A 22,947-nucleotide genomic window follows, 5' to 3' on the forward strand; every position below is an offset into this window, starting at 1 on the left:
GCCTCTTCGCCACCGGTAGGAATTTTGTGTCCAGTGGACACAGCGGCAGCGCTTTCACCGCCGGCAGGAAACCTGCGGCAGTAAATACCGGCAGTGCGGCTGCACATCAGAGACTCTCCCGTTGCGGGCGGTATCTGAACCCGTCAGTGAGTTTCTGCCAAAAGGCGTCCCCGGCCGCTGCTTCTGCGGCAGCCCCGGCCTGATGTGCGGCCGCAATCCGTTGCGTGGTGTCGTCATCGGCGATGCGCAGTTGTTCCCGGACAATGGCAACTCCGGCGTCATACGCACTGTGTCCATGCCAGGGTAAATCGCCGTCAGCGTTGCCGCCATGGGTTTTGCCGTCCAGCTCGCCTTTGACGAGGACGTAGGCTTGTCCCTGCCCGTCCAGCAGTACCATGCCGTCAGTCAGACGGATAGCGGTCAATTTGTCGCGTAGCGCCGCTTGTTCCCGCGTTTTTTCCGCGTCAAGCAGGCGCTGGCGGATGGCCTGCAAGCGCGCATGCTGGTCACCGAGGAATGTCAGCGTGCCGCAATGGGCGCGGTAGAGCAGGGCTTCCGTGTACCTGTGCGGTACGTTCACGCGGTTGTCGAGCAAGCCCATCAACACGATGGCGGCGGTGTCTTCGTCGGTCCGGTAGTGGAAGTTCTGGCCGTTGTGCGTATAGCTGCCGCGTTTGAGCAGATTGAGCACGGCATGCACGGTGGGTTTGCCGTATTTGGCTTCCAGCGGCGCAATCAGTTCGGCGAAGCAGTCCGTGGCGAGGTAGGCGAAGGGGGTTTTCCCCTTCCCCCCACACCCCCTTCCCCGGAGGGAAGATTTATTAAACCCGTAGGGTTTAATTCAACCACGCGCGTGGGTGCGCACGCGCCCGCGCGGGTACGCGCGCGGTTATATATATCCCCACCATTTCCCGTCGTGGGTAACGCTGATGCATCCGTGGATAACGGGATTTGGGCGTCCCCGCCCCGTGATGCAGATTTGGATAACGCCGATGCATCCGTGGATAACGGGATTTCGGTGTCCCCGTCCCGTGATGCAGATTTGGATAACGCCGATGCACCCGTGGATAACGGGATTTCGGCGTCTCCGTCCCGTGATGCAACTTTGGATAACGCTGATGCATCCGTGGATAACGGTGTCTCTCCGCTGCACAGCGGCAGCAGGTTGATGTCATTTTTCTTGCCGTCCTGCCCCGGTGCCGCGCTACCTTCCGCCGTCAGGTCGAGATAGATGTCGTAACGGTCCCGGGGCAGGGCAAACAGCTCGTCTTTGCACAACTGCCGCAGCCGCTTGCCGCCATGCCGCCCCTCTTCTTGCAGGAAGACCAGATAGTTGCTGTCCAGTGCCAGTACGGTATCGACCGGGGCCGGCGTGGGGAAGACGGTGTAGCGCTGCCGTTCACGCCGTTTTTTCACCACCTGCGGCAGCAGGGCGATGACCCGCAACGCCCGCAACACTTTCAGCCGGCGGCTGATGCTCGACTGGGCGGTGCCGAGCATCTCCGCAATCTGGCGCTGGTCGGGCGTAATATGGCTGCGCCCCTGCTGCATGTCGCGGAAGAGCATCCACAGACGGATCTCGTTGCCGTCCAGGGTGCGCAGGATGTCCACATCGACCGAGAGGCGCGGCCGCAGGATGCGGATGAAAGGCGAGGGCGGCTGTGTCTCCGCCGCCTGTTGCCGGCTGATGAAGAGGGTGGGGTATTGCCTGTTCATTGTGCACCTCCTTCGGCATCATCGCCGCTTTCGTCTTCGTCTCCGCTGAAGCCGGCGTAGTTCTTGCAGTAGTAGCCGTCATAGACGCGGTTCAGTTCGAGGTTGGTCGTCTCCGCCATGCGGATCAGCAGTTGCAGCGGATGCGGCTCGCTGCCCTGACGGCGGTAGCAGTTGAGCAGGTTGTTGTGGATGGTCGCCAGCATGTCCTGCATGTCCAGCGAGAGGGATTGCGGCCGGTTACGCTCTGCTTTCGGCACCCCGGCCATGGTTTTGAGGCGGTTGTATTCGGCTTCGCCGAGGCCGAGCAGTTCGTGCAGCATCCGCCGTGAGGCACCGAGGCGCAGTGCGGTCATCACCAGCGCCTCCATTTCATCGCGTGCGGCGAGGTGGCCGAGCCGGGTTTTCAGCACGTCCGAGAGCCGGACCTCAAAGGGGCTGCTGCGGACGAGGATTTGCCGGGCATCAAGGCTGAGACGACGCAGCTGGACAATCATGCCGGCCGAGAAGCCTTTGCGCTGCAAGTAGCGGTGATGGCGAGGGTTGGCCGCTGCCGCGCTGTATTGTTGCAGGATGAAGGCCTGTATCTGGTAATCGAAGTCCTGCATGACGGCTACTCCTCACGGTCGGCGACCCGCAGGTAATCGTGGATGGCGGCGGCGAGTCGGGCAAACTGGCGCTGCGCTTCCTGTCCCTTGGCATGGATGCTGAAGCCGTAATGCAGGGCGGACAGGTAGGGGCGCAGCGGTTGCAGCTGTGCCTGAATGTCGCGCACCTGTTGCAGGCAGTCCGCCCAGTAGGGCAGGGTATCCTCCTCGCCCCGGGCGCGGCGGTAATCCCATTGCAGGTGATACCAGCCGGCAAACAGGTCGGTCAGTTCCATGTACAGCACTGCTTCCTCGTCGTTGAAGGCGGCATCGAGCGGGTCAAGACGCGTCCCGGCCTGGGCCAGTTCTTCGCGGATGGCGCTCAGGGCGTGTTCGGCGGGAATGCAGAAAGGCGGGTCGCGCTGTTCGTCGAGATGGCGCTGCACCAGCGGATAACGCAGGCGCAGATGGCGGATTTGTTCGTGCAGTATGTCGTCGGCTTTTGCCAACGGCGACAGGGCAGGGGGGTTGGGCCCGGATGCTGTTAATCCCGTCCCGTCTGCCTCAGTATCTGTCATGCTCCCTGTGTCAGTGGGGTGATCATGGTCTGCGCCAGCAGGGTGATGACCGTCGGCGGTATCAGCGGAGGGCGTACCGCTTGCTGTGTCAGGGGGCGGATTTGCCCCGGCTTCACCTGCGGCAGCAGCAGGGGGGCGCTGCATGGTTGCTTGGGCGGCTTGCTCGCGCTCAAACTGCGCGACATCGGCCAGCAGCTCGCTGCGGTAGAGGGTGCCGGTCTCGCAAAGCTGTTGCAGCTCGAAATACACCAGCTGCCTGTCCATGGCGAAGGCCCTGCCGATGTCGGCGCAGCAATCGGACAGCGCCGCATCGAGGCAGTCGGCGGCAAAGTCGGCATCATCAGTGGCGGCCAGGTGATCGAGATAGCCGCGTTGCGCCGCTTCGCCGCTCAGGGTCTGCGGCGCGGCGAAGCGTTCATCAACGTATTTGCGGATGGCATGGAAAGTCTTGCGGATTTCTTCGATACGCGGTTTTCCCATGCCGGCGGCCAGTGCCTGCGGCAGACGGTCAGCGAGGTGTTGCGCGGTGAAGACAAAGACAGATGCCATGCTGCGTTTGATCGTCCATCCTTGTTGACCCAGTAGATCAACCAGTTCCCGCACCGACAGGCTTTTATCCTGCGCCTGTTCATAGAGGCTTTTCAGGCGCCAGACCGCCAGCGACTTGTCGAGCAGGGTCATCTCGCCGCGCACCTCGTTCTCGACCATGTGATGGAGGAGGATGTCGGCATCGGAGACATAGGGGACGAAGTGGCAGCGCTGGTAGAAGAATTTCTCGTCATGCGTTTCCTGCCACAGCTGTTTCAGGGCGCGCAGGCGGGTGTTACCGCCATCGTAGAGGGTATAACCGGCCTCGCCGGGGCGGCGCGTCACTTTCAGCGGCTGTTGCAGGCCGATGGTGGCGATGGATGCCTTGATTTCGGCAAAGAGCGGATTGTCAGCACGGCGCGGGTTGAGGGCAAACTCGTGGATGTCGTCGAGGTTGATGGAAATAACCGCATTGCGCCCGACCAGGGTCTTGTCATCGGGCGGGGTGTCGAGGTTGAGATCAATACCGCCGAGGGCGGCGTCGTAGGCGTTATTGGTCATGGCAGCCTCCCTGTGCAGTAGTGCCAGTTTCCGTGGGGTTCGCTGTTGCTTTCGGCGCAGGGCAATGCGGGGCATCGGTGGCTTGATTCGTCCCCGTCCCGGGTGACGATATTCTTTCCCCATCATCCTTGCCGCTGCCGTTCGCCGCTGACAATGCGGCTTTGCCGCCATCGAGACGCAAATCGGCATAGTGCGGCAGCAGCTCGTGGATGACCGCCTCCATCACCGACACGGCGCTGCGCGGGTCATGCCGCGCCGTTTCCAGACGGTGCGCCGGCTGGCGCTGGCTGATGCACTGTTTCCACACCACCCGTTGCGGGATGGCCGTGCGCAGCACGGCGATATGACGGGCAATAGCACCAAAATTCTTGCGGATGGCGGCAATCGCCGAGCGGGTCTCGATGGTGTGATCTTCGCGGTTGATGAGGATGCGCAGCGGCGGTGGCTGATCAGTAAAACCCATCGCCGCCAGACCGCGAACCACATTGGAGTAGATATTGATGGAACGGGGCAGCTCCTGGGTGCTGATAAGGTCGGGCGTGGTTGGGACAATGACGATGTCGGAGGCCACCAGTGCCATTTCCTGCAACTGGCCCCGACCGTCCTTGCCCTGGGTATCGATGACGATGATGTCAAAGTCGCCCTCCACCCTGGCCAGCATGGTTTTCAGGGCAAAGGAGGCGGAAAACTCCTCGCGCATCCACTGGTTGAGGGTCTCGCCGTCATCATTGTTGGCAATCAGGCTGATGCGGGGGAAAAGCGTGCTGCGGATGGCGTAAGCGTCTGATTGGGTGACAAATTCCACCAGTCCCGGACCCTGCCGCAGTTCTTGTGGAGTGCAAAAGAACTTGCTCAACGAGCCCTGCGGGTCGAGATCGATGCAGAGGACGTTGAGGCCCATATCGGCGAGGGCGCAAGCGCCGTTAATTGCCCAGGTGGATTTGCCAACGCCCCCCTTGCTGGATACCAGAGACAGCTTTTGTGCGCGATTGAGGTTCATGAGCGGCCTCCGGTGGTAGCAAAGAGCGAGTCTTGGAAGGCTGCGGATTCATCGGGCGATGCCGGGACGGCAGCGTCACGACTGGAAGCCAGGATGCCCTCGGGCAATTGCTCGTAAGGGCCGAGATACTGACGAATGTCGTCAAGGCTGGCATGGGCGAAGAAATCGGTTTCAAGCACCTTGCGGATGCGCGAGGAAAATTTCTTGGCGGGGCCGGCTTCGCGAAAATAGGCGCAGATGCCGGGATGGAGATAGACGCGCACCAAGACAGGGGCGGCGGTCAGGTTGAGCAGATGGAACTGCGCGGGTTGTTGGTTGCCGGGCATGGATTGTACTCCGTTGAGATGGACTGCATGGTTCTATAACCGGCAATACCCGGCACATGATGAAAAATGCCGCTGCTTAGCGGGTGCGAATGGTCTAGGGCTGTCAGGGGGCGGGTTCAGCCGCCACGCCATCAACTTCCTAGAATGAATATTATGTTCGCTATTTATCTCGCTAAATCTGGGGAACGCGCCACATTGGCCGCCCCTGTGTGCAGCGGCGACTCAAGAGCCGGGTGTTTATTCCGTTTGGCAATCTTGCGCAAATCTCCACATGAATCTCCCGCGTCATCGCTATAATGCGCGCCCCCTGCGGGTACTCTTACCACACACATATGGAGCACATGATGAACAGACGCACTCTGCATCTCGACCTGCTGCACAGCGGGAAATACCGCCAGCACATCGTCAAGGTCAAAAAAGGAAAAGGCGCTTTCAGCCGCCACGAGAAACATAAAAAACACCACCGGGATGCAGGTGGTGTTTTTTTATGTCTGTTACTTTCATGCGCGGCAAAAGCCGTCAAGCGACGTAGTTGCCGGGTTCGCGCCAAGCAGCGTCAATACCAGCCCGTCAGGCGGACCCGTTGGGGGGGAAAGGTTTTTGTCGTGTACGAAGGCCCGTTACCCTGCCTTTGGCGGGGATAAAAGACCATTGCGCTTGTCCCACCAGGCGCAGATGTTGGCGACCAGCGCGCCGCTGATGTTGTGCCAGACGCTGAAAATGGCACTCGGCAATGCCGCTTCGGGGCTGAAATAGCGGGTACCGAGGACAGCGCCGAGGCCGCTGTTCTGCATGCCGACTTCGATCATCACCGCGCGGCGCTGCGCGCTGTTCATGCCGGACAGCAGGGCGGCGATGAAGCCGAGGGCGTAGCCGAGCAGGTTGTGCAGGATGACGACGCCGAAGATGATGAGGCCGCCGGTGGCGATGGTTGCGTGGTTGAGGGCGACGACGATGGCGATGATGAAGACGATGCCGGCCACGGAAATGAGCGGCAGGGCGTCGCGCAGGAGTTGCAGGTGGCGGTCGAAGAGGCGGTTTATCACCACGCCCGCGATGATGGGCAGCAGCACGGTTTTCAGAATATCAAGCATCATTTTGCCCGCTTCGATGTCCACGCTTTTATCCGCATAGAATTGCAGCAGGAGCGGCGTGAGGAGCGGTGAGAGCAAGGTCGAGCAGGCGGTGATGGTGACACTCAGGGCGACATCGCCGCGCGCGAGGTAGGTCATGACGTTGCTGGATGTGCCGCCCGGACAGCAGCCGACGAGGATGACGCCGAGGGCGACCATTGGGTCAAGCAAGAAGACGCGCACCAGCAGGTAGGCAAGCAGCGGCATGATGGAAAACTGTGCGACGATGCCGAGCAGCACTTGCAGCGGACGGCGGGCGATTTCCCCGAAGTCCCGCGCGCGCAGGGTCAGTCCCATGCCGAACATGATGACGCCGAGCGCGTAGGGGATGGCGCTTTTCAGCGGCACGAAGGGCTGCGGCAGTGCGTAGCCGATGACGGCGAAGACAATCGCCCACAGGGCGAAGGTCTGCCCGATAAACGTGGATAACTTGCGGATTTTGTGCATAAAGCTCCCTGATGATGTTGCAACGCCCAGGGCTGCACCAGCGCCGCCCCGAGCCGGACAATGCCTTTCCGGCGACCCCGTGCCGCCGTCTGCGGCGCGGGTTTTGCCGACAAGGAAAAGCAATGAAAAAATGGAAAGAGTGTATCCTAGCGCGCGTTTTTTTCCGCTTCCACCCCAACATGACTATTGCACCTGAAATCATCGTCCGCATTCTTGACTATTTCGGCGTCTTCACCGCCGCCGTCGCCGGCACCGTGCTGGCGAAACGCCAGCAGCTCGACATCTTCGGCGCGGTGATGGTCGCCTTTGCCACCGCCATCGGCGGCGGCACGACGCGCGATTTGCTCCTCGACCGCCGCCCGCTGTTCTGGCTGGTGGATCTCAACTACGCCTATCTGATTACCGCCACCTCCATCATCACGCAAATTTTCTACTACCAGTTCGAACGCCTCGACAAGCCGTTCCGCTGGTTCGACGCCCTCGGCATGGCGACATTCACCGTCATCGGCATCGAAATCGCGCAAATGCGCGTCGTTTCGCCGCCGGTCGCGGTGCTGATGGGGGTAATCACGGCGGTGATGGGCGGGATACTGCGCGACATCATCTGCCGTCAGGTGCCGCTCCTCTTGCAAAAAGAAATTTATCTCACCGCCGCGCTCATCGGCGGCATCTTCTACTTCATTTTGCTGCGTTTCGGCGTGGAGCTGTGGCTGCGCGACACGCTGACCCTGCTGCTGGTGCTGGCCATCCGCGTCCTGGCGATTATTTACAACTGGAATCTGCCCGACATCGCCATCCGCAGGCGGCGTTAGCGGCAGGAAAAAGCAGGGTTCGCCCTGCTTTTTTCTGCTTGCGCGGCGGCTCCGCCCGCTTCCGGCCCCGGTTACCATTGCTCCGAAGCAACGGGAAGCTCAAATTTTCACCACAACCAAGCGGATAATCACATAAAATAAACATCCAGTCACACACCCGTCATCCATAACCAAGAGGAAGCAAACATGAACCCAACCTACGACATCATCGTCATCGGCGGCGGCCCCGGCGGCTACGTTGCCGCCATCCGCGCCGCCCAGCTCGGTTACAAAACCGCCTGCGTCGAAGCCGCACCCACCCTCGGCGGCACCTGCCTCAACGTCGGCTGCATCCCCTCCAAAGCCCTGCTCGAAACCACCCACCTCTACGAAAAAATCCAGTACGACAGCGCCGCGCACGGTATCGGCACCGGCACCGCCACCCTCGACGCCGCCGCGATGATTGCCCGCAAAGACGACATCGTCAAACAACTCACCGGCGGCATCGCCCAACTCTTCAAAGCCAACGGCATTGACTGGATACAGGGGCGCGGCAAACTGCTCGCCGGAAAAACCGTCGAAATCACCGCCGCCGACGGCAGCGTCAGCGAGAGCAAAGCGACAAAAGCCGTCATCCTCGCCGTCGGCTCCATCCCCGTGGACATCCCCGTCGCCAAAATGGACGGCAGCCACATCATCAGCTCCAACGAAGCCCTCTCGCTCACTGCCGTGCCCGAACACCTCGGCATCATCGGCGCAGGCGTCATCGGCCTCGAACTCGGCAGCGTCTGGCGCGCTGCCGGTGCGGAAGTCACCATCCTCGAAGCCGTGGACGACCTCCTGCCGATGGCCGACCGCCAGCTCGCGCGTGAGGCGCAAAAACACCTTAAAAAACAGGGCCTCGACATCCGCCTCGGCGCCAAAGTCAGCAAAGCGGAAGTACACGGCGACCAAGTCACCGTTACCTATCAGGACAAAAACGGCGAACAACAACTCACCGTGGACAAACTCCTCGTCGCCGTCGGCCGCAAACCCAACACCGCCGGCGTCATCGGCGACGGCTGCAAAGTCACCCTCGATGCGCGCGGCTTCATTGAAGTGGATGAACATTGCGCCACCGCCGAGGCGGGCGTGTATGCCATCGGCGACTGCGTGCGCGGCGCCATGCTCGCGCACAAAGCCAGCGAAGAAGGCGTGATGGTCGCGGAAATCATCAACGGCCAGGCGGGGCACATCAGATACGACCTCGTCCCCGCCATCATCTACACCCATCCGGAAATGGCATGGCTGGGGCAAAACGAAGAACAACTCAAAGCGGCGGGCATTGCCTACCAAAAAGGCGACTTCCCCTTCGCCGCGAATGGTCGCGCCAAAGCGCTCGGCGCCGCCGAAGGCTTCGTGAAAATCCTCTGCGACAGTGACACGGACGAAATCCTCGGCGCGCACATCATCGGCCCGAACGCCTCCGAACTCATCCACGAACTCGCCGTGGCGATGGAATACCACGCCGCCAGCGAAGACATCGCCCGCACCATGCACGCCCACCCGACGCTTGCCGAAGCCATCCACGAAGCGGCACTCGCCGTGGACGGCCGCGCCATCCACAAAGCCAACCCGAAAAAACGGGGCTGAACCTGCGTCAGCCCACCAAGCCCAGCGTGTCGGGGTTTGGTGGGCACAAGGCCGGTGTTTACGCCGCTTGATGCGCACAGGGTGAGGCTTCAGCCCACCGAACAGGCGCAGCCTGCTTTTTGCGTTCCGGACAAGCGAAACCGCCAAGCGGGAGGCTGCGCGTTTTTTGATTACGAAACCCGGCGCTTACGCCGTCTGGTGGCACAAACAAAGTCTTTCCCCCAGTGGGGAGAGGCTGGGATGGGGGCAGCAAGCAAATCGCGAAGCGACGAGACCCGGCTACTACGCCGCTCGGCGGCCCCAGTAACAACACGCCGCTTGGCAGCCCCAGCATTTACGCCGCTTGTCGACCGCCCCGCCCTCTTCCACAAATCGCACAACCGCGCCGCTTAGCGGGGTAAGCGTATCCGTCCCGGTTAAAACGGCCATAGGCCCCCGCCGGGGGCTTCTCACACCGGCGACCGCGCCGCATAATGCCCGCCCACCCACACTAACCAAGGAATCATCATGCGCGCGAACAACCGCCGCCCCGACCAGCTCCGCCCCATCACCATCGAGCGTGGCGTCAACAAACACGCCGAAGGCTCGGCGCTCATCCGCTGTGGCGACACCCATGTCCTTTGCACCGCCAGCGTAGATGAAAAACTCCCACCCTTCCTGCGCGGCAAAAATCAGGGCTGGGTCACCGCCGAATACGGCATGCTGCCGCGCGCCACCCACGAACGCACCGTACGCGAAGCCGCGCGCGGCAAACAGCAGGGGCGCACCGTGGAAATCCAGCGCCTCATCGGCCGCTCGCTGCGCGCCGCCGTTGACCTCACCGCCCTCGGCGAACGCACCATCACCATTGACTGCGACGTATTGCAAGCCGACGGCGGCACCCGCACCGCCGCCATCAGCGGCGGCTTCGTGGCACTCGCCGACGCCATCCGCACCCTCATCCAGCGCGGTAAACTCAAACAAAACCCGTTGCACGGCCAGATTGCCGCCGTTTCGGTCGGTATCTATCGCGGCACGCCGCTGCTCGACCTCGAATACAGTGAGGACAGCGAAGCCGAGACGGACATGAACATCGTCATGAACGACGGCGGCGGCTTCATCGAAGTGCAGGGCACCGCCGAAGGCCACGCTTTCCGCCCCGAAGAAATGCAGGCGATGATGCAGCTCGCCCAGCAAGGCATCCGCGACATCATGACCATCCAGAAACAGGCGCTGGGACTATGACCAAGCGCCTCGTGCTCGCCAGCAACAACGGCAAAAAAATCCGCGAACTCGGTGCCATCCTCGCCGCCAGTGGCCTCCACATTCAGCCGCAAAGCGACTTCGGCATCGGCGAGGTCGCGGAAACCGGCGCGACCTTCATCGAGAACGCCCTCATCAAGGCGCGCCATGCCGCCGCCGCAAGCGCTCTGCCTGCCATTGCCGACGACTCCGGCCTGTGTGTGCCGGCGCTGGGCGGCGCGCCCGGCATCTACTCGGCGCGCTACAGCGGCGCAGGCGATGCCGGCAACAACCACAAACTGCTCGCTGCCCTCGCGGGCAGCGCCGACCGCCGCGCCTACTACGCCTGCCTCATCGTGTACCTGCGCCACGCCGACGACCCGCTGCCGCTCATCGCCCAGGGGCTGTGGCACGGTACCATTGCCGAAACCCCGCGCGGCGACGGCGGCTTCGGCTACGACCCGCTCTTCATCCCGGACGGCTACACGCAGACCGCCGCCGAACTGGGCGTGGCCGAAAAAAACCGCATCAGCCACCGCGCCAAAGCACTCGCCGCCTTTGCCGCTGCTTATGGCCAAATCGCTGAAGAAAGATAACGACACAGGGCGGCTTTCAAGCCGCCCCGGCCTTTCCTGAAAATCCGGTATTTTTACGCCGCTTGATGGACCTAGTATTTACGCCGCTTGACCAGGCCAGTGTTTATCCGCTTGGTGAAATGACGGGAATACAATGCCTTGTAAGCAACACGCCACATTTCCCCAAACAAAAAAAGAGACAACTCCATGCCATCCCCTAAATTACGCGCCAAACTGCAACCCGCCTATCAGGATTTGTCGCTGCAAAACGGAATCCTGCGTTGCCTGCATCCCGCTGAAATCAGCGGCGAAAATGCCAAATACATGAAAATGTACGACTGGATGGGCCGCTGGTACGACTTCGGCGAACAATGGATAGGGCGGATTAAATACGGCAACAGCGTCATCACCACGCGCCGAGCCCTGATGCGCGAACTGGAATGGCGGCAGGACGCCACTGCCCTTTACGTTTCCATCGGCACCGGTATCGACCTGAATTACCTGCCTGCGGATATCGACATTGCCACCCTGGACATTACCGGCCTTGACCTGTCGCTCGGCATGCTGCGCCGTTGTCAGCGGGTCTGGCAGAAAAAAGCACCGGGACTGGATTTGGTGCACGCCAATGCCGAAACCCTCCCCTTCCGGGATAACGGTTTCGATATCGTCTTTCACGTTGGCGGCATCAACTTTTTCAACGACAAAGCGCGCGCCATCCGGGAAATGCTGCGCGTCGCCAAGCCCGGCAGCAAAATCATGATTGCTGACGAAACCAGCGACTTCATCGACCAGCAATATAAAAAAAGCGGCTTTACCCGCCGCTACTTTGCCGATACCCACTTTGATCTGGGCGAGATTGAAAACAGCATCCCGGCTGATGTGGTCGAGCGGCGCACCCAGCTGCTGTGGGATAACCGCTTCTACTGCATCACTTTCCGCAAACCCTGCTAAAAACCACCACACCGCCGCCGCCCTCCTCGCCGCCTGCACCAAAGCGCGCACGCTGCACAGTCGTAAACAGGACTGGGCCAACGTCGTATCAGCCCATTGGGGATGCCTATAAAATAGCCATTCCCACCCATCTCCCCATCCCCCTTGAAACTCATCCACACCGCCGACTGGCACCTTGGCCGCGCCCTCTACGGCCGCAAACGCTACGACGAACAGAGCGCCTTCCTCGACTGGCTGCTCGCCACCCTCAGCGCAGAACACGCCGACGCCCTTATCATCGCTGGCGACATCTTCGACAGCGGCAACCCGCCGAACCGCGCCCAGGCGCTCTACTACGACTTCCTCTGCCGCGCCGCCGCCACAACCTGCCGCCACATCATCATCACCGCCGGCAACCACGACTCCCCCACCTTCCTTGACGCCCCGCGCGAACTCCTGCGCGCCCTCAACATCCACATCATCGGCAGCGCAGGCAGCCCGGCAGACGAAACCCTGCTGCTGCGTGCCCCTGACGGCAGCGTCGAAGCCATCTGCTGCGCCGTGCCCTACCTGCGCGAACGCGACATCCGCAGCGTTGACGCTGGCGAAAGCAGCGACGACAAAGCGCGCAAACTGCTCGAAGGTATCCGCGCCCACTACGCGGCGACCATAGCCCACGCCGAAACCCTGCGCGCCACCCACGGCGCGGACATCCCGCTCATCGCGACCGGCCACCTCTTTGCCGCTGGCGGCAGCACCACCGATGGTGACGGCACGCGCGACCTCTACATCGGCAGCCTCGCCTACGTCCCCGCCGATGCCTTTCCCGCCGCCATCGACTACCTCGCCCTCGGTCACCTGCACCGCCCGCAAACCGTCGGCGGCGACCCGGCACGGCGATACAGCGGCGCACCACTAGCCTTCGGCTTCGGCGAAGCGGGACAAGAAAAGAGCCTCACCTGCGTGACCTTCACCGGTCGCCGGCCGCACATCGACACCCTCGCCATCCCCTGTCGGCAAAAACTCGCCCGCATCCACGGCGACCGGACAACCATCGAAAACCGCCTGCACGCGCTTGCCGCCAGCCCTGAATCCGTCTGGCTGGAAATCGAATACGACGGCACCGAACACATCCCCGACCTGCGCGACCGCCTGCACGCACAAACCGAAGGCACCCTGCTCGACATCCTGCGCCTCAAAAACAACCGCATCACCGCGCGCGTCCTCGCCGCAGACGCCGCCGCCGAACGCCTCGACGACCTCGACCCCGACGACGTTTTCGCCCGCTGCCTCGATGCCCACGCCATCCCGGAAGAACAGCGCCCCGACCTGCACGCCGCCTACCAGCAACTCCTCGCCGACATCCGGGAAGCCGACAACAACGCCGAATAACCGGCCGCCATCAGGCGGCGAGGCGCGCCGCAAACGGCCACACCGTCCACAAGGCGGCGGCAATGACCAGCGCGCCGAGCAGCAGGCGGCCGCCGTCGCGGGTGAGCGCTTGCAGCAGCGTGCCGGAGAAGATGCCGAGCAGCAGCATCGCGGGCAGGGTGCCCAGGCCGAAGGCCAGCATCACCAGCGCGGCGGCAAGCGGGTTGCCGCTGACAAGGGCAAGGCCGAGGGCGCTGTAAATCAGACCGCAGGGCAAAAGCCCCCAGAGGAAACCGAGCAGCAGCGCATCACTCTCGCTGCGCACCGGCAGCAGGGTTTGCACGAAGCCGGCCAGCGGTTGCCATAGCTTCGTGCCGTAGCGTTCCAGGCGGCGCAGCCAGTTGACGCCCAGGGCAATTTGCACGCCCACCAGCAGCATCACCAGCGCCGCCATGATGCGCAAGGCCGCGCCCCAGGCGGGGTTGTGCGGGCGGATGCCGAGAAGCGGCAGCAGACAGCCGAAGGTCAGCCCCAGCGCGGCGTAACTCAGCAGGCGTCCGCCGTGATAGACCAGCAGGTAGCGCTTGCGCGTGCTGCCGAGCCCCAGCGAGGCGCTGATGCTGCCGCACATCGCCACGCAATGTGCGCTGCCGGCGAGACCGGTGGCGAGAGCGCCGAGCAGTACCGCGCCATTCATGAATCGTGCCGCCCGCGTTGACGTTCTTCATCGGTGTCGTCGAGCAGCGGGATCATGCCGGGCGATTCGAGGTCGTCGAACTGGCGGTGTCTGACCGCCCAGGAGAAGGCAAAGACCGCCGCCGCAATGAGGATGACGGAAATCGGAATCAGGAGATAGAGAATCTGCATGGAAAAAGGGAGAGGAAGGGAAAGGCGCATTATGCGGCAAAGCTGCCCGCCAAGCGGCGTATAGTCGTGTCAAATAGGACGGATACGGTGTTGGCGCGCCGGGCGGGTTTCAGCGCGGGCCCGTTTTTTACAATCCCGGCAGGCGCCCGAAAAATGCCGTCAGGCGGCGTGAATGTCGGGCTTTGTCGAGACGTTGCCTGCAACGTCTCAAAAACAAAAATTGCGTAACCGTCCCGCTTGTGGTGCCCGCTTTTATCCGGAGACCAAAAGCAGGCTGCGCCTGCTTGGTGACGCATCGTCAAACGGCGTATTTACGGGGTGTTATCGCCGCAAGTCTTGGCACGGGCGGCTTTTTGCCGCCTCCACGGGGGATTGGTATAAAGTATGCGTTCCGTCCGACATCATGAGGAATCTTCAATGCACAAACGCCTCCTGCTCCCCGCCCTGCTCGCCCTCGCCTTCTCCGCCCAGGCGGAAACCGTTTTCCGCCGCAGCAACGACGCCGAACCCGCCACCCTCGACCCGCAACTTGCCCAGGGCATGCCGGAAATGCACATCCTGCGCGACATGTTCGTCGGCCTCGTTGATGAAGACGCGGGCGCGCGCCCCATCCCCGGTGCCGCCACCAGCTGGGACGTGAGCGGCGACGGCAAAACCTGGACTTTCCACCTGCGCGACGCCAACTGGTCGGACGGCACCCCCGTTACCGCCGATGATTTTGTCTATGCCTGGCGGCGCGCCGTTGATCCCGCGACCGGCAGCAAATACGCCTTCTTCCTCTACCCGGTCAAAAACGCCAAAGAAATCACCGCAGGCACCGCAGCGGTGGACAGCCTCGGCGTGACAGCCGTGGATGAGCACACCCTGCGCGTCGAGCTGAACAACCCGACCCCGTACTTCACCGGCCTCCTCAGCAACGCCGCCACCTACCCCGTGCCGCGCCACGTCGTGGAAAAACACGGCAAAAACTGGACGCGCGCCGAGAACATCGTCGGCAACGGCGCTTTCAAAATGCGCGAATGGAAGCCGTCCGCCAGCATCACCCTGGAAAAATCGCCAAACTACTACGACGCCGCCCAAGTCGCACTCGACAAAGTCATCTACTACGTCAGCGAAGACAAAAACGCCGAACTGCAACGCTACCGCGCCGGCGAACTCGACTGGACGGCGGACGTGCCCAACGACCAGATCAAATGGCTGAGTGAAAACCTCGGTGACGAACTGAGCATCCACAACTACCTCGGCACCTACTACTTCGGCTTCAACCTGACCAAAGCACCCTTCAAGGACGCGCCCAAACTGCGCGAAGCGCTGAACCTCGCGCTCGACCGCGACCGCATCGTCAAGCTGGCGGGCAGTGGCGAGACCCCGGCCTACGGCTTCGTCACCCCCGGCGTCAGTGACTACACCCCCTACCAACCCGATTATGCCGCCTGGGACTACGGCAAACGCCTCGAACGCGCGAAAAAACTCTATGCCGAGGCAGGCTATGGCAAGGACAACCCGCTCAAAGTCGAACTGCTCTACAACAGCAACGACAACAACAAAAAAATCGCCATCGCCACCGCCGCCCTGTGGAAAGAAGGGCTGGGCGTCGAAACCACCCTGACCAACAAAGAATGGAAGGCGTATCTCAACGACCGCCGCGAATACAACACCCAGGTTTTCCGGGGCTCGTGGATGGGTGACTACGACGACGCCAACACCTACCTCGATCTCTTCGTCAGCGGCGGTGGCAGCAACACCATCGGCCTGAACGACCCCGAATACGACAAACTGCTGGCGGAAGCGGCGGCGGAAACCGACAGCAAAAAACGCGCCGCCCTGCTGCACAAAGCGGAAAAACGGCTCATCGACCAGAACGGCCTCATCCCGGTGTATTACTTCGTCTCCAAGCACCTGATAAAGCCCTACGTGAAAGGCTACGAGGCCAACGTGATGAACCACTGGCCGAGCAAATATATCCGCATCGAAAAATAAGCACGGCGCCCTGTGGGGCGCCTTGCCGCAATCCGCACTTCCTCCGCAGAAACGCATCATGACCCGCTTCCTCACCCCCGCCTGGCGCGGGATTTACTGGTCCGTCTTTTCCAGCCTGAACTTCGCGTTGATGGGCGTCATCACCAAAGCCAGCGCGCAGCATTTCCCCTTCTCCTCGAACGAACTCGCCACCTGGCGCAATCTGCCCGCGACCCTGGCCCTGGGCGGTTTCGCCCTGCTGCGCGGGCAGCGTTTCGCCACGCAGCACCTGCACGCGCATGTCGTCCGCAGCGTCTCCGGCGGCGTTTCCACCCTCCTGTTTTTCTACACCATCACCCTGCTGCCGCTTGCCACCGCCGTTACCCTCGGCTACAGCTCGGCCATCTTCCTCGCCCTGCTGTCCTTCATCCTGCTGCACGAACACATCACCCACCGCACCGTCGCCGTGCTGATCATCGGCCTGATTGGTGTCGCCGTGCTGCTGCGACCGGGCTTTTCCGCCGGACAGGCCTGGGGACTTTCCTGCGGCCTCTTCGGTGCGGCGATGACCGGCCTCGCCCACCTGCAATTGCGCGAAATGAGCGCCACCGGCGAACCCGCCTGGCGTATCGTTTTCTATTTCTCGCTGGTCAGCACCCTGATGAGCGCCGCCATCGCCACCGCCCAGGGCTGGCACGCACCGCCGCTTGCCGCCCTGCCCTACCTGCTCGGCATTGGCGCGGCCGGCCTTGTCGCGCAACTGGCGCTGACCCGCGCCTATGCCGTCGGGCAGAAATTCACTGTCGCCGCATTGTCCTACCTGACCGTGGTCTTCTCCGTTGTCTTCGGCCACTATTTTTTTCACGAAATCCTCGGCGGGCAAGAAATGGCGGGCATCGCCATCATCATCACCGCCGGGCTGATCAGCGTTACCCGCGAGCGGCATTAAATAGTCGCTTCAAACAGAAATGATATGGGGCAGACCCGCCGACACACCCAGATTATTTCCCGGGATTGGTTAACGTGCGCATGCGCCCGGCTGCATGCTGACGATATGTTCGGGGGCGATGCACACCTCACAGGCATTCATGAAGGTCAGCGCCTGCCGCCGCCCGCCCGCGTCAAAGGTTACGCAGACGGGATCATGCGTGGCAGGGCAACGGCGCGCCGCGCAACCGGGGCTTTGCAGCGGCGTTTGCGGTGCCATCACCCACGGTCCGTCGAACGGCTTGCGTTCCCGCTGACAGGCGGCGAGCAACAGCAGCGCCGCCACCATCCATCCCGTTTTCATCGCTTGACGAACCCCTGCGCCTGCAAAAACGCCAGCACATGCGGGCGCAACGGCGCGTCCAGCGACTTCCGCACCGCATCCAGCCAGGTGCGCGCCTCGCCCGTGCGCGCCGTGTAGTAGGCGCGCAGTTCGTCATCATAAGCGGCGAACGCCTGCGGGTCGGGTTCGTGGTAGCGGTTTTCATGCAGCACCACCGCACGCGGCAGGCGCGGCTTCACAGGCGGGTCTTGCGCCGGATAGCCGAGGCAGAGCCCGACCAGCGGCAGGCAGTGCGCGGGCAGGCCAACCAGTGCCGCCACCGCCGCGAGGTCGTTGCGCAGCGCGCCGATATACACGCCGCCGAGGCCGAGCGATTCCGCGACCAGCAGCACGTTCTGCGCCATGATGCCGGTATCCACCGCGCCGATCAGCAGCGCTTCCGCCCAGTCGGTCTGCGCCTGCGGCAGGAGCAGGTGGTGTTTGTGGAAATCGACACAGAAGAGCAGGAATTCCGGGCATTCCGTCACATAGGCCATATCCGACGCCACGCGGCGGATAGCGGCGCGGATGGCGGCATCGGTGATGCGGATGATGGAGATGCATTGCAGATGGTTCGAGGTGGATGCCATCTGGGCGGCATCAAGCAGCGCGGCCAATACTGCCGGCGGCACGGGCTTGTCGCTGAATTTGCGGATGGAGCGGTGCGCCAGCGCGGTTTCCAGGGCGGGCAGACTTTTCATGGACATAACAACCTCACGAAAAAAGAAGGGAACGGCACCCTACCCTGCCCCGCCTGCCTTCGCAAGCACGAAGGCGCAGGCGAGCGCGAGCAGCAGGAACGGCCCTGGCTGCGGGAAAAGCAGACAGATGCCCGCCGCCAGCGCCCACAGTCCCAGAAGCAGCGGCCAGCCGAGGCGCCCTGCATCCGCCAGTTGCCAGAACGCCGCACCAATCAGCATCAGGGCGAAACCGGCCACCATGAACCACAGCAGGGCAAAGGCAGCGGCATCATCGGCGCGCACGGCGGCAATCAGGCCGCCGCGCCACAGCCGCCGCAGGGCATCGCGCATCAGCACGAACGCCAGAATATTGTGCAGGAAACCGGTCGCGACCAGCGCCAGGGAAAGCCATTTCAGCATGATGACCTCTTTTGCCGGGTACAGGAGGGCGCAGGATTAAAAACCCCGCCGCTGCGGGGTTTCGTCTTCATCGCGGTCAGCCCAAATCGCGGGCCGAGCGCGGTGTGCCGTGGCCGTTTTCCGTTTCGTACAGCGCGCCGGCGCGCACGACGAGGAGCGGGTCGATGGCGCCGATTTGCGCGTTGTCTTTTTCGCTATACGGCACGCGGTGCAGCACATAGCGCATCGCGTTCAGCCGCGCCCGTTTTTTGCAGTTGGATTTGACCACGATCCACGGGCTTTCCGCCGTGTCGGTGTGGAAGAACATCGCTTCTTTGGCAGCGGTGTAGTCGTCCCATTTGTCCACCGAGGCTTTGTCCATCGGGCTCAGCTTCCATTGTTTGAGCGGATGCGCTTCGCGCTCTTTGAAGCGGCGGCGCTGCTCGTCCTGGCTGACGGAGAACCAGAATTTGATGAGGATGATGCCGCTTCGGACCAGGTTGCGCTCGAAATCCGGCACTTCGCGCATGAATTCGTCGTATTCGCCGTCGCTGCAAAAGCCCATGACGCGCTCGACGCCGGCGCGGTTGTACCAGGAGCGGTCGAAGAGGACGATTTCCCCTTTGGTCGGCAGGTGCTTGATGTAGCGCTGGAAGTACCATTGCCCCTGTTCTTCCGAGGTCGGTTTTTCGAGGGCAACGACGCGGGCGCCACGCGGGTTCATGTGCTCCATGAAGCGCTTGATGGTGCCGCCTTTGCCCGCCGCATCGCGGCCTTCAAAGAGGATGACGACGCGCTGCCCGGTGTCTTTCACCCATTTTTGCAGTTTGAGCAGCTCGACTTGCAGGTGGTATTTCTGCTTTTCGTAGTTTTTGCGGCTCATGCGGTTTTTGTACGGGTACACGCCTTCGCGCCAGCCTTCGACCAGTTCGTCATCGGCGCGCACGGTGGTTGCAGGCGGCTGCGCACTGCCGTGTTTCCGGAAGAGTTCTTGCACCTTGGCAAGTTCGTCCGGCGAGAAGCTGGCGAGGACGGTGTCGAGATAGCTGCCCGGCGCGCCGATTCTGCCGTCGGCGATGTCGCGCAGGATGATGTCGCTCAAGGCTTCGGCATGATGGTCTTCGGCACGCTGCATCTTGGTGCTGATTTCATGCGCTTCGACTTGCGGCGCGGGGGCCTTGTCGATGGGCTCGATGTCGATGACTTTGCCGCCGTCGTTCCCGGCGGTTCTCTTGCGGCGCACGGGGGCTTTTTTCGTGGTTGTCATGGGGTGTCCTTAATGAGGGGAAGGCGTTACTGTTGATGATTTTGCCGGTACCGGGCACCGGAGAATGCGGGCGATATTGTGCAGCATTGGTAATCCTCAGCGGGTGGCGAACCAGCGTTGCAGGTCATCCGCATCGAGCATTCCCGCCTTATATTCAATAATCCGGCCGTCGCGACCGATCAGGTAATTGGTCGGCGTGCCGCTGACGCGGTAGCGCTCCGCCGTTACCCCCATCTGGTCGGCGGCAAGCGGCACGGTCAGCCCGCGCTGCGCGGCGAGCGCTTGCAGGGTGTTGCTGTCGGCACCGTCGATATTGACCGCGAGCACGCCTACCGCCTGCGGATGCGCCGCCTGCAAATCCTGAATCTCGCGCAATTCCTTGATGCACATGCCGCAGGTCGCCGACCAGAAATTCAGAATCAGCGGGCGCTCGCCGCTTGCAGGCAAAGACACGACCTCATCATGCGGCCCCAGCGCGAGAATCGGAGGCGCGGGGCGTCCCGTTTCCGCCTTCGCCACCTCTTCCTGTCCGCAGGCGGCAAGCAGGAGCGTACAACACAGCAACCAGACGTATTTCATAGCAAAATCCTCAACAAGAAATGCCACTTACCATAGGGAAACACGCCGGAAACGTCAACCGTCGCAGATACATACACATCGGCGCATAAAATTGGGGAAAAACGGGAAAACCGTTATACTGCGCCACCCCACACGGGGCACAACCAACATCAACCCACGCAATTCCGGAGAACAACATGGAACGCAGAACATTCATCGGCGCAGCCGCCGCCACCCTCGCCCTTTCCGCCGCCGCCACCGCCGCTGCCGAAGAGCACAAACACGAACACGGCACCGCTGCCGCCGGCAAGGTCAACGAAGACCTGCTCAAAGCCACCGCCGCCTGCCTTGCCACCGGCCGTGTCTGCCTCACCCACTGCATCACCCAGCTTGGCGCAGGCGACAAAACCCTGGAAGCCTGCGCCAAAGCCGTCAACCAGATGCTGGCCCTGTGCGATGCGACCAACAGCCTCGCTGCACAAAACGCCGCCCTGCTCGCCGCCGTCGCCAAACAGTGCGCCGAAGCCTGCAAACAGTGCGCCGAAGCCTGCAAAGAGCACGCCGACCACCACGCCGAATGCAAAGCCTGCCTCGATGCCTGCCTCGAATGCGTCGAAGCCTGCAACAAAATCGCCGCCTGAGCGCCGCAAGCCGTTACGAAACCCGCCGCAAGGCGGGTTTTTTCTTGCCGGACATTCACGGCCACAAGACACCCGCACAACAGAACAAGACACTGCCAACAGGCGAATTCCCTATAATCCACGGCGAACCCACATAAAACCACGACCATGAAAACACATACCCTGCTCGCCCTGGCGCTTGCCGCCTTTGCCGCCGCCCCGACCCTGGCTGCCCCCGCCGCGCCGACGCGTGCCGAAGCCCTGCAAAACCTGCCCGCGCGTCTTGCCGCCCTGCCGATCGCCGACGGCAAACCCGCCGCCACCTACCTGGAACGCGGCAAACCCACCCTCATCAAATACTGGGCAAGCTGGTGCCCGCTCTGCCTCGCCACCCTTGAAGAAACTGCTGAGTGGCGTCAGGACAGTGCCTTTAAGGGCATCAATCTCATCAGCATCGCCTCGCCCGGCCATTTGGGCGAACAGGAACCCGCCGCCTTCCGCAGCTGGATCAGCGGCCTGAAAACGCCCTATCCGCCCGTGCTTATCAACGACGGCGGCGATATCGCCCGCGACAGCGGCGTCGCCGTCTATCCGAGCTGGGTGCTGCTTGATGCGCGCGGCAATATCGCCCGCGTCATCAAAGGCCATATCACGCGCGCGCAAGCCCTCGCCCTCATCGAGAATCCGCAAGCGGACATCAGCGCACAAACCACCCACTACACGCCCAAAGCACAAGGAGCCCAACCCATGCAAAGCAAGACCCTCTATCTCGCTGGCGGCTGCTTCTGGGGGCTTGAAGCCTATTTCGAGCGCATCCCCGGCATCATCGACGCCGAATCCGGCTACGCCAACGGCAAGACGGCCAACCCCAGCTACGAAGACGTCATTCGCGGCAGCGGCCACGCCGAAACCGTGAAAATCACCTACGATCCGGCGCGTATCAGCCTTGCCGACATCCTGCAATACTACTTCCGCGTCATCGACCCCACCTCGCTCAACAAACAGGGCAACGACCGGGGTACGCAATACCGCACCGGGGTTTACACCACCGACGCCGCCGAACGCAGCATCGTCGAAAAAGCGCTTGCCGAAGAACAGAAGCGGCACCAGAAGCCCCTCGTGGTCGAAAACCTGCCGCTTGCCAACTATTACAAAGCGGAGGAATACCATCAGGACTACCTCGCGAAAAACCCGAACGGCTACTGCCACATTGACATCCACAAAGCCGATATCCCGCTCGACAAACCCCGCGCCACACGCGATAAAAACGGCGAACCCGTGATTGACGCGAGCAAATACAAAAAGCCCGACCTGGCCACCCTGCGACAAACCCTGGATGCGCAGGCCTACGAAATCACGCAAAACAGTGCCACCGAGCGCCCCTTCTCGCACACCTACGACCATCTGTTTGCGCCCGGCCTCTATGTGGATGTGGTCAGCGGCGAACCGCTGTTCAGTTCCGCCGACAAATACGACTCCGGCTGCGGCTGGCCGAGCTTCAGCAAACCCATCAGCCGTGCCGTTGTTACCGAGCATGACGACACCAGCTACAACATGCACCGCACCGAAGTCAGAAGCCGCGTCGCCGACGCGCATCTCGGCCACGTTTTCCCCGACGGCCCGCAAGACAAAGGCGGCCTGCGCTACTGCATCAACGGCGCCAGCCTGCGCTTCATCCCGCTGGACGAAATGGCGGCGGCGGGCTATGGCGATTTGGTGGAGGTCGTCAAAGAAGGGAAATAAAGGCGGCCATCTGCGCACCATGCCTCCCGGAAACCGGACCGGAAAAACCCGGGCAGGCGCGCCGGCACCGTAACATTCCGGTTTGCAGCGACGGTTGTAGTCGTTTCAAACAGGAATGAGACAAGGCGGCGAGCCGAAGACAGTACAGGTAG

The 22,947-nt window shown here is 62.2% G+C and carries 25 protein-coding genes; 11 read left to right on the top strand and 14 right to left on the bottom strand.

What is annotated here, in order from left to right:
• Positions 1 to 106: 106 nt before the first annotated feature.
• The 6 genes from Q0562_RS08730 to Q0562_RS08755 are packed head-to-tail and all read right to left on the bottom strand — an operon-like array spanning position 107 to position 5,293.
• Positions 107 to 700 (bottom strand): hypothetical protein, encoded by a 594-nt coding sequence (locus Q0562_RS08730; protein WP_298643540.1) that lies wholly within the window; start codon positions 698 to 700, stop codon positions 107 to 109.
• A 35-nt stretch (positions 701 to 735) separates the two neighbouring features.
• Entirely contained in the window at positions 736 to 1,716 is a 981-nt protein-coding gene (locus tag Q0562_RS08735) for a helix-turn-helix domain-containing protein (protein WP_298643542.1), read from the bottom strand.
• Positions 1,713 to 2,321 carry an STY4526/YPO1902 family pathogenicity island replication protein gene (locus Q0562_RS08740; RefSeq protein WP_298643544.1) on the bottom strand — a complete coding sequence of 203 codons (609 nt, stop codon included), beginning with the start codon at positions 2,319 to 2,321 and terminating at the stop codon, positions 1,713 to 1,715. Before Q0562_RS08740 ends, Q0562_RS08735 begins: the two co-directional genes overlap by 4 nt.
• Positions 2,322 to 2,326: 5 nt before the next feature.
• Complete coding sequence (locus Q0562_RS08745; RefSeq protein ID WP_298643546.1) at positions 2,327 to 3,967, bottom strand: ParB family protein; 1,641 nt, start codon at positions 3,965 to 3,967, stop codon at positions 2,327 to 2,329.
• Positions 3,957 to 4,967, bottom strand: coding sequence for a ParA family protein (locus Q0562_RS08750; RefSeq protein WP_298643547.1), 1,011 nt, complete (start codon positions 4,965 to 4,967; stop codon positions 3,957 to 3,959). Before Q0562_RS08750 ends, Q0562_RS08745 begins: the two co-directional genes overlap by 11 nt.
• A complete protein-coding gene (locus tag Q0562_RS08755) occupies positions 4,964 to 5,293 on the bottom strand; it encodes a hypothetical protein (protein WP_298643549.1) in 330 nt (109 codons plus the stop codon). The genes Q0562_RS08750 and Q0562_RS08755 overlap by 4 nt, the downstream gene beginning before the upstream one ends.
• Before the next feature lie 332 nt (positions 5,294 to 5,625).
• Here Q0562_RS08755 and arfA point away from each other — a divergent pair, with 332 nt between their 5' ends.
• Positions 5,626 to 5,937, top strand: coding sequence for an alternative ribosome rescue factor ArfA (gene arfA / locus Q0562_RS08760; protein WP_298643551.1), 312 nt, complete (start codon positions 5,626 to 5,628; stop codon positions 5,935 to 5,937).
• Here the strand turns inward: arfA and Q0562_RS08765 are convergent.
• A complete protein-coding gene (locus Q0562_RS08765) occupies positions 5,914 to 6,873 on the bottom strand; it encodes a bile acid:sodium symporter family protein (protein WP_298643553.1) in 960 nt (319 codons plus the stop codon). The two genes, arfA and Q0562_RS08765, sit on opposite strands and share 24 nt — an antisense overlap.
• A gap of 179 nt (positions 6,874 to 7,052) precedes the next feature.
• On the opposite strand from Q0562_RS08765, the gene Q0562_RS08770 reads away from it, so the two are divergent.
• The 6 genes from Q0562_RS08770 to Q0562_RS08795 all read left to right on the top strand — a co-directional run bounded on the left by Q0562_RS08770 (position 7,053) and on the right by Q0562_RS08795 (position 13,414).
• Entirely contained in the window at positions 7,053 to 7,685 is a 633-nt protein-coding gene (locus Q0562_RS08770) for a trimeric intracellular cation channel family protein (protein WP_298643555.1), read from the top strand.
• Positions 7,686 to 7,871: 186 nt separating this feature from the next.
• Positions 7,872 to 9,296: a dihydrolipoyl dehydrogenase gene (lpdA, locus tag Q0562_RS08775; RefSeq protein WP_298643557.1), complete on the top strand. Its 1,425-nt coding sequence runs from the start codon at positions 7,872 to 7,874 to the stop codon at positions 9,294 to 9,296.
• A gap of 507 nt (positions 9,297 to 9,803) precedes the next feature.
• Complete coding sequence (gene rph / locus Q0562_RS08780; RefSeq protein ID WP_298643559.1) at positions 9,804 to 10,520, top strand: ribonuclease PH; 717 nt, start codon at positions 9,804 to 9,806, stop codon at positions 10,518 to 10,520.
• Entirely contained in the window at positions 10,517 to 11,113 is a 597-nt protein-coding gene (rdgB, locus tag Q0562_RS08785; protein WP_298643561.1) for an RdgB/HAM1 family non-canonical purine NTP pyrophosphatase, read from the top strand. Before rph ends, rdgB begins: the two co-directional genes overlap by 4 nt.
• Positions 11,114 to 11,299: 186 nt before the next feature.
• Complete coding sequence (locus Q0562_RS08790; protein ID WP_298643563.1) at positions 11,300 to 12,043, top strand: class I SAM-dependent methyltransferase; 744 nt, start codon at positions 11,300 to 11,302, stop codon at positions 12,041 to 12,043.
• Between the two features lie 144 nt (positions 12,044 to 12,187).
• Positions 12,188 to 13,414 carry an exonuclease SbcCD subunit D C-terminal domain-containing protein gene (locus Q0562_RS08795; protein WP_298643565.1) on the top strand — a complete coding sequence of 409 codons (1,227 nt, stop codon included), beginning with the start codon at positions 12,188 to 12,190 and terminating at the stop codon, positions 13,412 to 13,414.
• A gap of 10 nt (positions 13,415 to 13,424) precedes the next feature.
• On the opposite strand, the gene Q0562_RS08800 is transcribed toward Q0562_RS08795, so the two are convergent.
• Both Q0562_RS08800 and ccoS read right to left on the bottom strand, forming a co-directional pair.
• Positions 13,425 to 14,090, bottom strand: coding sequence for a sulfite exporter TauE/SafE family protein (locus Q0562_RS08800; protein ID WP_298643566.1), 666 nt, complete (start codon positions 14,088 to 14,090; stop codon positions 13,425 to 13,427).
• On the bottom strand, positions 14,087 to 14,260 hold the full coding sequence (gene ccoS / locus Q0562_RS08805) for a cbb3-type cytochrome oxidase assembly protein CcoS (RefSeq protein WP_298643567.1): 174 nt from the start codon (positions 14,258 to 14,260) through the stop codon (positions 14,087 to 14,089). The genes Q0562_RS08800 and ccoS overlap by 4 nt, the downstream gene beginning before the upstream one ends.
• Positions 14,261 to 14,677: 417 nt before the next feature.
• Here ccoS and Q0562_RS08810 point away from each other — a divergent pair, with 417 nt between their 5' ends.
• Together Q0562_RS08810 and Q0562_RS08815 are read left to right on the top strand one after the other, a co-directional pair.
• On the top strand, positions 14,678 to 16,240 hold the full coding sequence (locus tag Q0562_RS08810; protein WP_298643570.1) for a peptide ABC transporter substrate-binding protein: 1,563 nt from the start codon (positions 14,678 to 14,680) through the stop codon (positions 16,238 to 16,240).
• A 58-nt stretch (positions 16,241 to 16,298) separates the two neighbouring features.
• Positions 16,299 to 17,168, top strand: a complete 870-nt coding sequence (locus Q0562_RS08815; RefSeq protein WP_298643572.1) for a DMT family transporter — start codon at positions 16,299 to 16,301, stop codon at positions 17,166 to 17,168.
• Between the two features lie 69 nt (positions 17,169 to 17,237).
• On the opposite strand, the gene Q0562_RS08820 is transcribed toward Q0562_RS08815, so the two are convergent.
• From Q0562_RS08820 to Q0562_RS08840, 5 genes are all read right to left on the bottom strand, one after another.
• Positions 17,238 to 17,510 carry an alkaline protease gene (locus Q0562_RS08820; protein ID WP_298643574.1) on the bottom strand — a complete coding sequence of 91 codons (273 nt, stop codon included), beginning with the start codon at positions 17,508 to 17,510 and terminating at the stop codon, positions 17,238 to 17,240.
• A complete protein-coding gene (gene nfsA, locus Q0562_RS08825) occupies positions 17,507 to 18,229 on the bottom strand; it encodes an oxygen-insensitive NADPH nitroreductase (protein WP_366144748.1) in 723 nt (240 codons plus the stop codon). The genes Q0562_RS08820 and nfsA overlap by 4 nt, the downstream gene beginning before the upstream one ends.
• 39 nt (positions 18,230 to 18,268) lie before the next feature.
• Positions 18,269 to 18,628 carry a DUF6463 family protein gene (locus tag Q0562_RS08830; RefSeq protein WP_298643577.1) on the bottom strand — a complete coding sequence of 120 codons (360 nt, stop codon included), beginning with the start codon at positions 18,626 to 18,628 and terminating at the stop codon, positions 18,269 to 18,271.
• 76 nt (positions 18,629 to 18,704) lie between these two features.
• Positions 18,705 to 19,874: a polyphosphate kinase 2 gene (gene ppk2 / locus Q0562_RS08835; RefSeq protein WP_298643579.1), complete on the bottom strand. Its 1,170-nt coding sequence runs from the start codon at positions 19,872 to 19,874 to the stop codon at positions 18,705 to 18,707.
• A 96-nt stretch (positions 19,875 to 19,970) separates the two neighbouring features.
• Complete coding sequence (locus Q0562_RS08840) at positions 19,971 to 20,453, bottom strand: TlpA disulfide reductase family protein (protein ID WP_298643581.1); 483 nt, start codon at positions 20,451 to 20,453, stop codon at positions 19,971 to 19,973.
• A 176-nt stretch (positions 20,454 to 20,629) separates the two neighbouring features.
• Here Q0562_RS08840 and Q0562_RS08845 point away from each other — a divergent pair, with 176 nt between their 5' ends.
• Positions 20,630 to 21,073: a four-helix bundle copper-binding protein gene (locus tag Q0562_RS08845; protein ID WP_298643582.1), complete on the top strand. Its 444-nt coding sequence runs from the start codon at positions 20,630 to 20,632 to the stop codon at positions 21,071 to 21,073.
• Positions 21,074 to 21,220: 147 nt separating this feature from the next.
• Complete coding sequence (gene msrAB, locus Q0562_RS08850) at positions 21,221 to 22,795, top strand: bifunctional peptide-methionine (S)-S-oxide reductase MsrA/peptide-methionine (R)-S-oxide reductase MsrB (RefSeq protein ID WP_298643584.1); 1,575 nt, start codon at positions 21,221 to 21,223, stop codon at positions 22,793 to 22,795.
• Positions 22,796 to 22,947 lie beyond the last annotated feature (152 nt).

This window comes from uncultured Cardiobacterium sp. (assembly GCF_938028825.1).
GTDB lineage: Bacteria > Pseudomonadota > Gammaproteobacteria > Cardiobacteriales > Cardiobacteriaceae > Cardiobacterium.

Bases quoted from the DNA above. Each gene is read 5' to 3' on its own strand.
- Q0562_RS08840 (WP_298643581.1), bottom strand. From the start codon at position 20,453: ATGAAATACGTCTGGTTGCTGTGTTGTACGCTCCTGCTTGCCGCCTGC.
- Q0562_RS08845 (WP_298643582.1), top strand. From the start codon at position 20,630: ATGGAACGCAGAACATTCATCGGCGCAGCCGCCGCCACCCTCGCCCTT.
- Q0562_RS08790 (WP_298643563.1), top strand. From the start codon at position 11,300: ATGCCATCCCCTAAATTACGCGCCAAACTGCAACCCGCCTATCAGGAT.
- ccoS (WP_298643567.1), bottom strand. From the start codon at position 14,260: ATGCAGATTCTCTATCTCCTGATTCCGATTTCCGTCATCCTCATTGCG.
- Q0562_RS08800 (WP_298643566.1), bottom strand. From the start codon at position 14,090: ATGAATGGCGCGGTACTGCTCGGCGCTCTCGCCACCGGTCTCGCCGGC.
- Q0562_RS08770 (WP_298643555.1), top strand. From the start codon at position 7,053: ATGACTATTGCACCTGAAATCATCGTCCGCATTCTTGACTATTTCGGC.
- nfsA (WP_366144748.1), bottom strand. From the start codon at position 18,229: ATGAAAAGTCTGCCCGCCCTGGAAACCGCGCTGGCGCACCGCTCCATC.
- Q0562_RS08765 (WP_298643553.1), bottom strand. From the start codon at position 6,873: ATGCACAAAATCCGCAAGTTATCCACGTTTATCGGGCAGACCTTCGCC.
- Q0562_RS08810 (WP_298643570.1), top strand. From the start codon at position 14,678: ATGCACAAACGCCTCCTGCTCCCCGCCCTGCTCGCCCTCGCCTTCTCC.
- Q0562_RS08815 (WP_298643572.1), top strand. From the start codon at position 16,299: ATGACCCGCTTCCTCACCCCCGCCTGGCGCGGGATTTACTGGTCCGTC.
- lpdA (WP_298643557.1), top strand. From the start codon at position 7,872: ATGAACCCAACCTACGACATCATCGTCATCGGCGGCGGCCCCGGCGGC.
- Q0562_RS08735 (WP_298643542.1), bottom strand. From the start codon at position 1,716: ATGAACAGGCAATACCCCACCCTCTTCATCAGCCGGCAACAGGCGGCG.
- arfA (WP_298643551.1), top strand. From the start codon at position 5,626: ATGGAGCACATGATGAACAGACGCACTCTGCATCTCGACCTGCTGCAC.
- Q0562_RS08830 (WP_298643577.1), bottom strand. From the start codon at position 18,628: ATGCTGAAATGGCTTTCCCTGGCGCTGGTCGCGACCGGTTTCCTGCAC.
- rdgB (WP_298643561.1), top strand. From the start codon at position 10,517: ATGACCAAGCGCCTCGTGCTCGCCAGCAACAACGGCAAAAAAATCCGC.
- msrAB (WP_298643584.1), top strand. From the start codon at position 21,221: ATGAAAACACATACCCTGCTCGCCCTGGCGCTTGCCGCCTTTGCCGCC.
- rph (WP_298643559.1), top strand. From the start codon at position 9,804: ATGCGCGCGAACAACCGCCGCCCCGACCAGCTCCGCCCCATCACCATC.
- ppk2 (WP_298643579.1), bottom strand. From the start codon at position 19,874: ATGACAACCACGAAAAAAGCCCCCGTGCGCCGCAAGAGAACCGCCGGG.
- Q0562_RS08750 (WP_298643547.1), bottom strand. From the start codon at position 4,967: ATGAACCTCAATCGCGCACAAAAGCTGTCTCTGGTATCCAGCAAGGGG.
- Q0562_RS08745 (WP_298643546.1), bottom strand. From the start codon at position 3,967: ATGACCAATAACGCCTACGACGCCGCCCTCGGCGGTATTGATCTCAAC.
- Q0562_RS08755 (WP_298643549.1), bottom strand. From the start codon at position 5,293: ATGCCCGGCAACCAACAACCCGCGCAGTTCCATCTGCTCAACCTGACC.
- Q0562_RS08820 (WP_298643574.1), bottom strand. From the start codon at position 17,510: ATGAAAACGGGATGGATGGTGGCGGCGCTGCTGTTGCTCGCCGCCTGT.
- Q0562_RS08740 (WP_298643544.1), bottom strand. From the start codon at position 2,321: ATGCAGGACTTCGATTACCAGATACAGGCCTTCATCCTGCAACAATAC.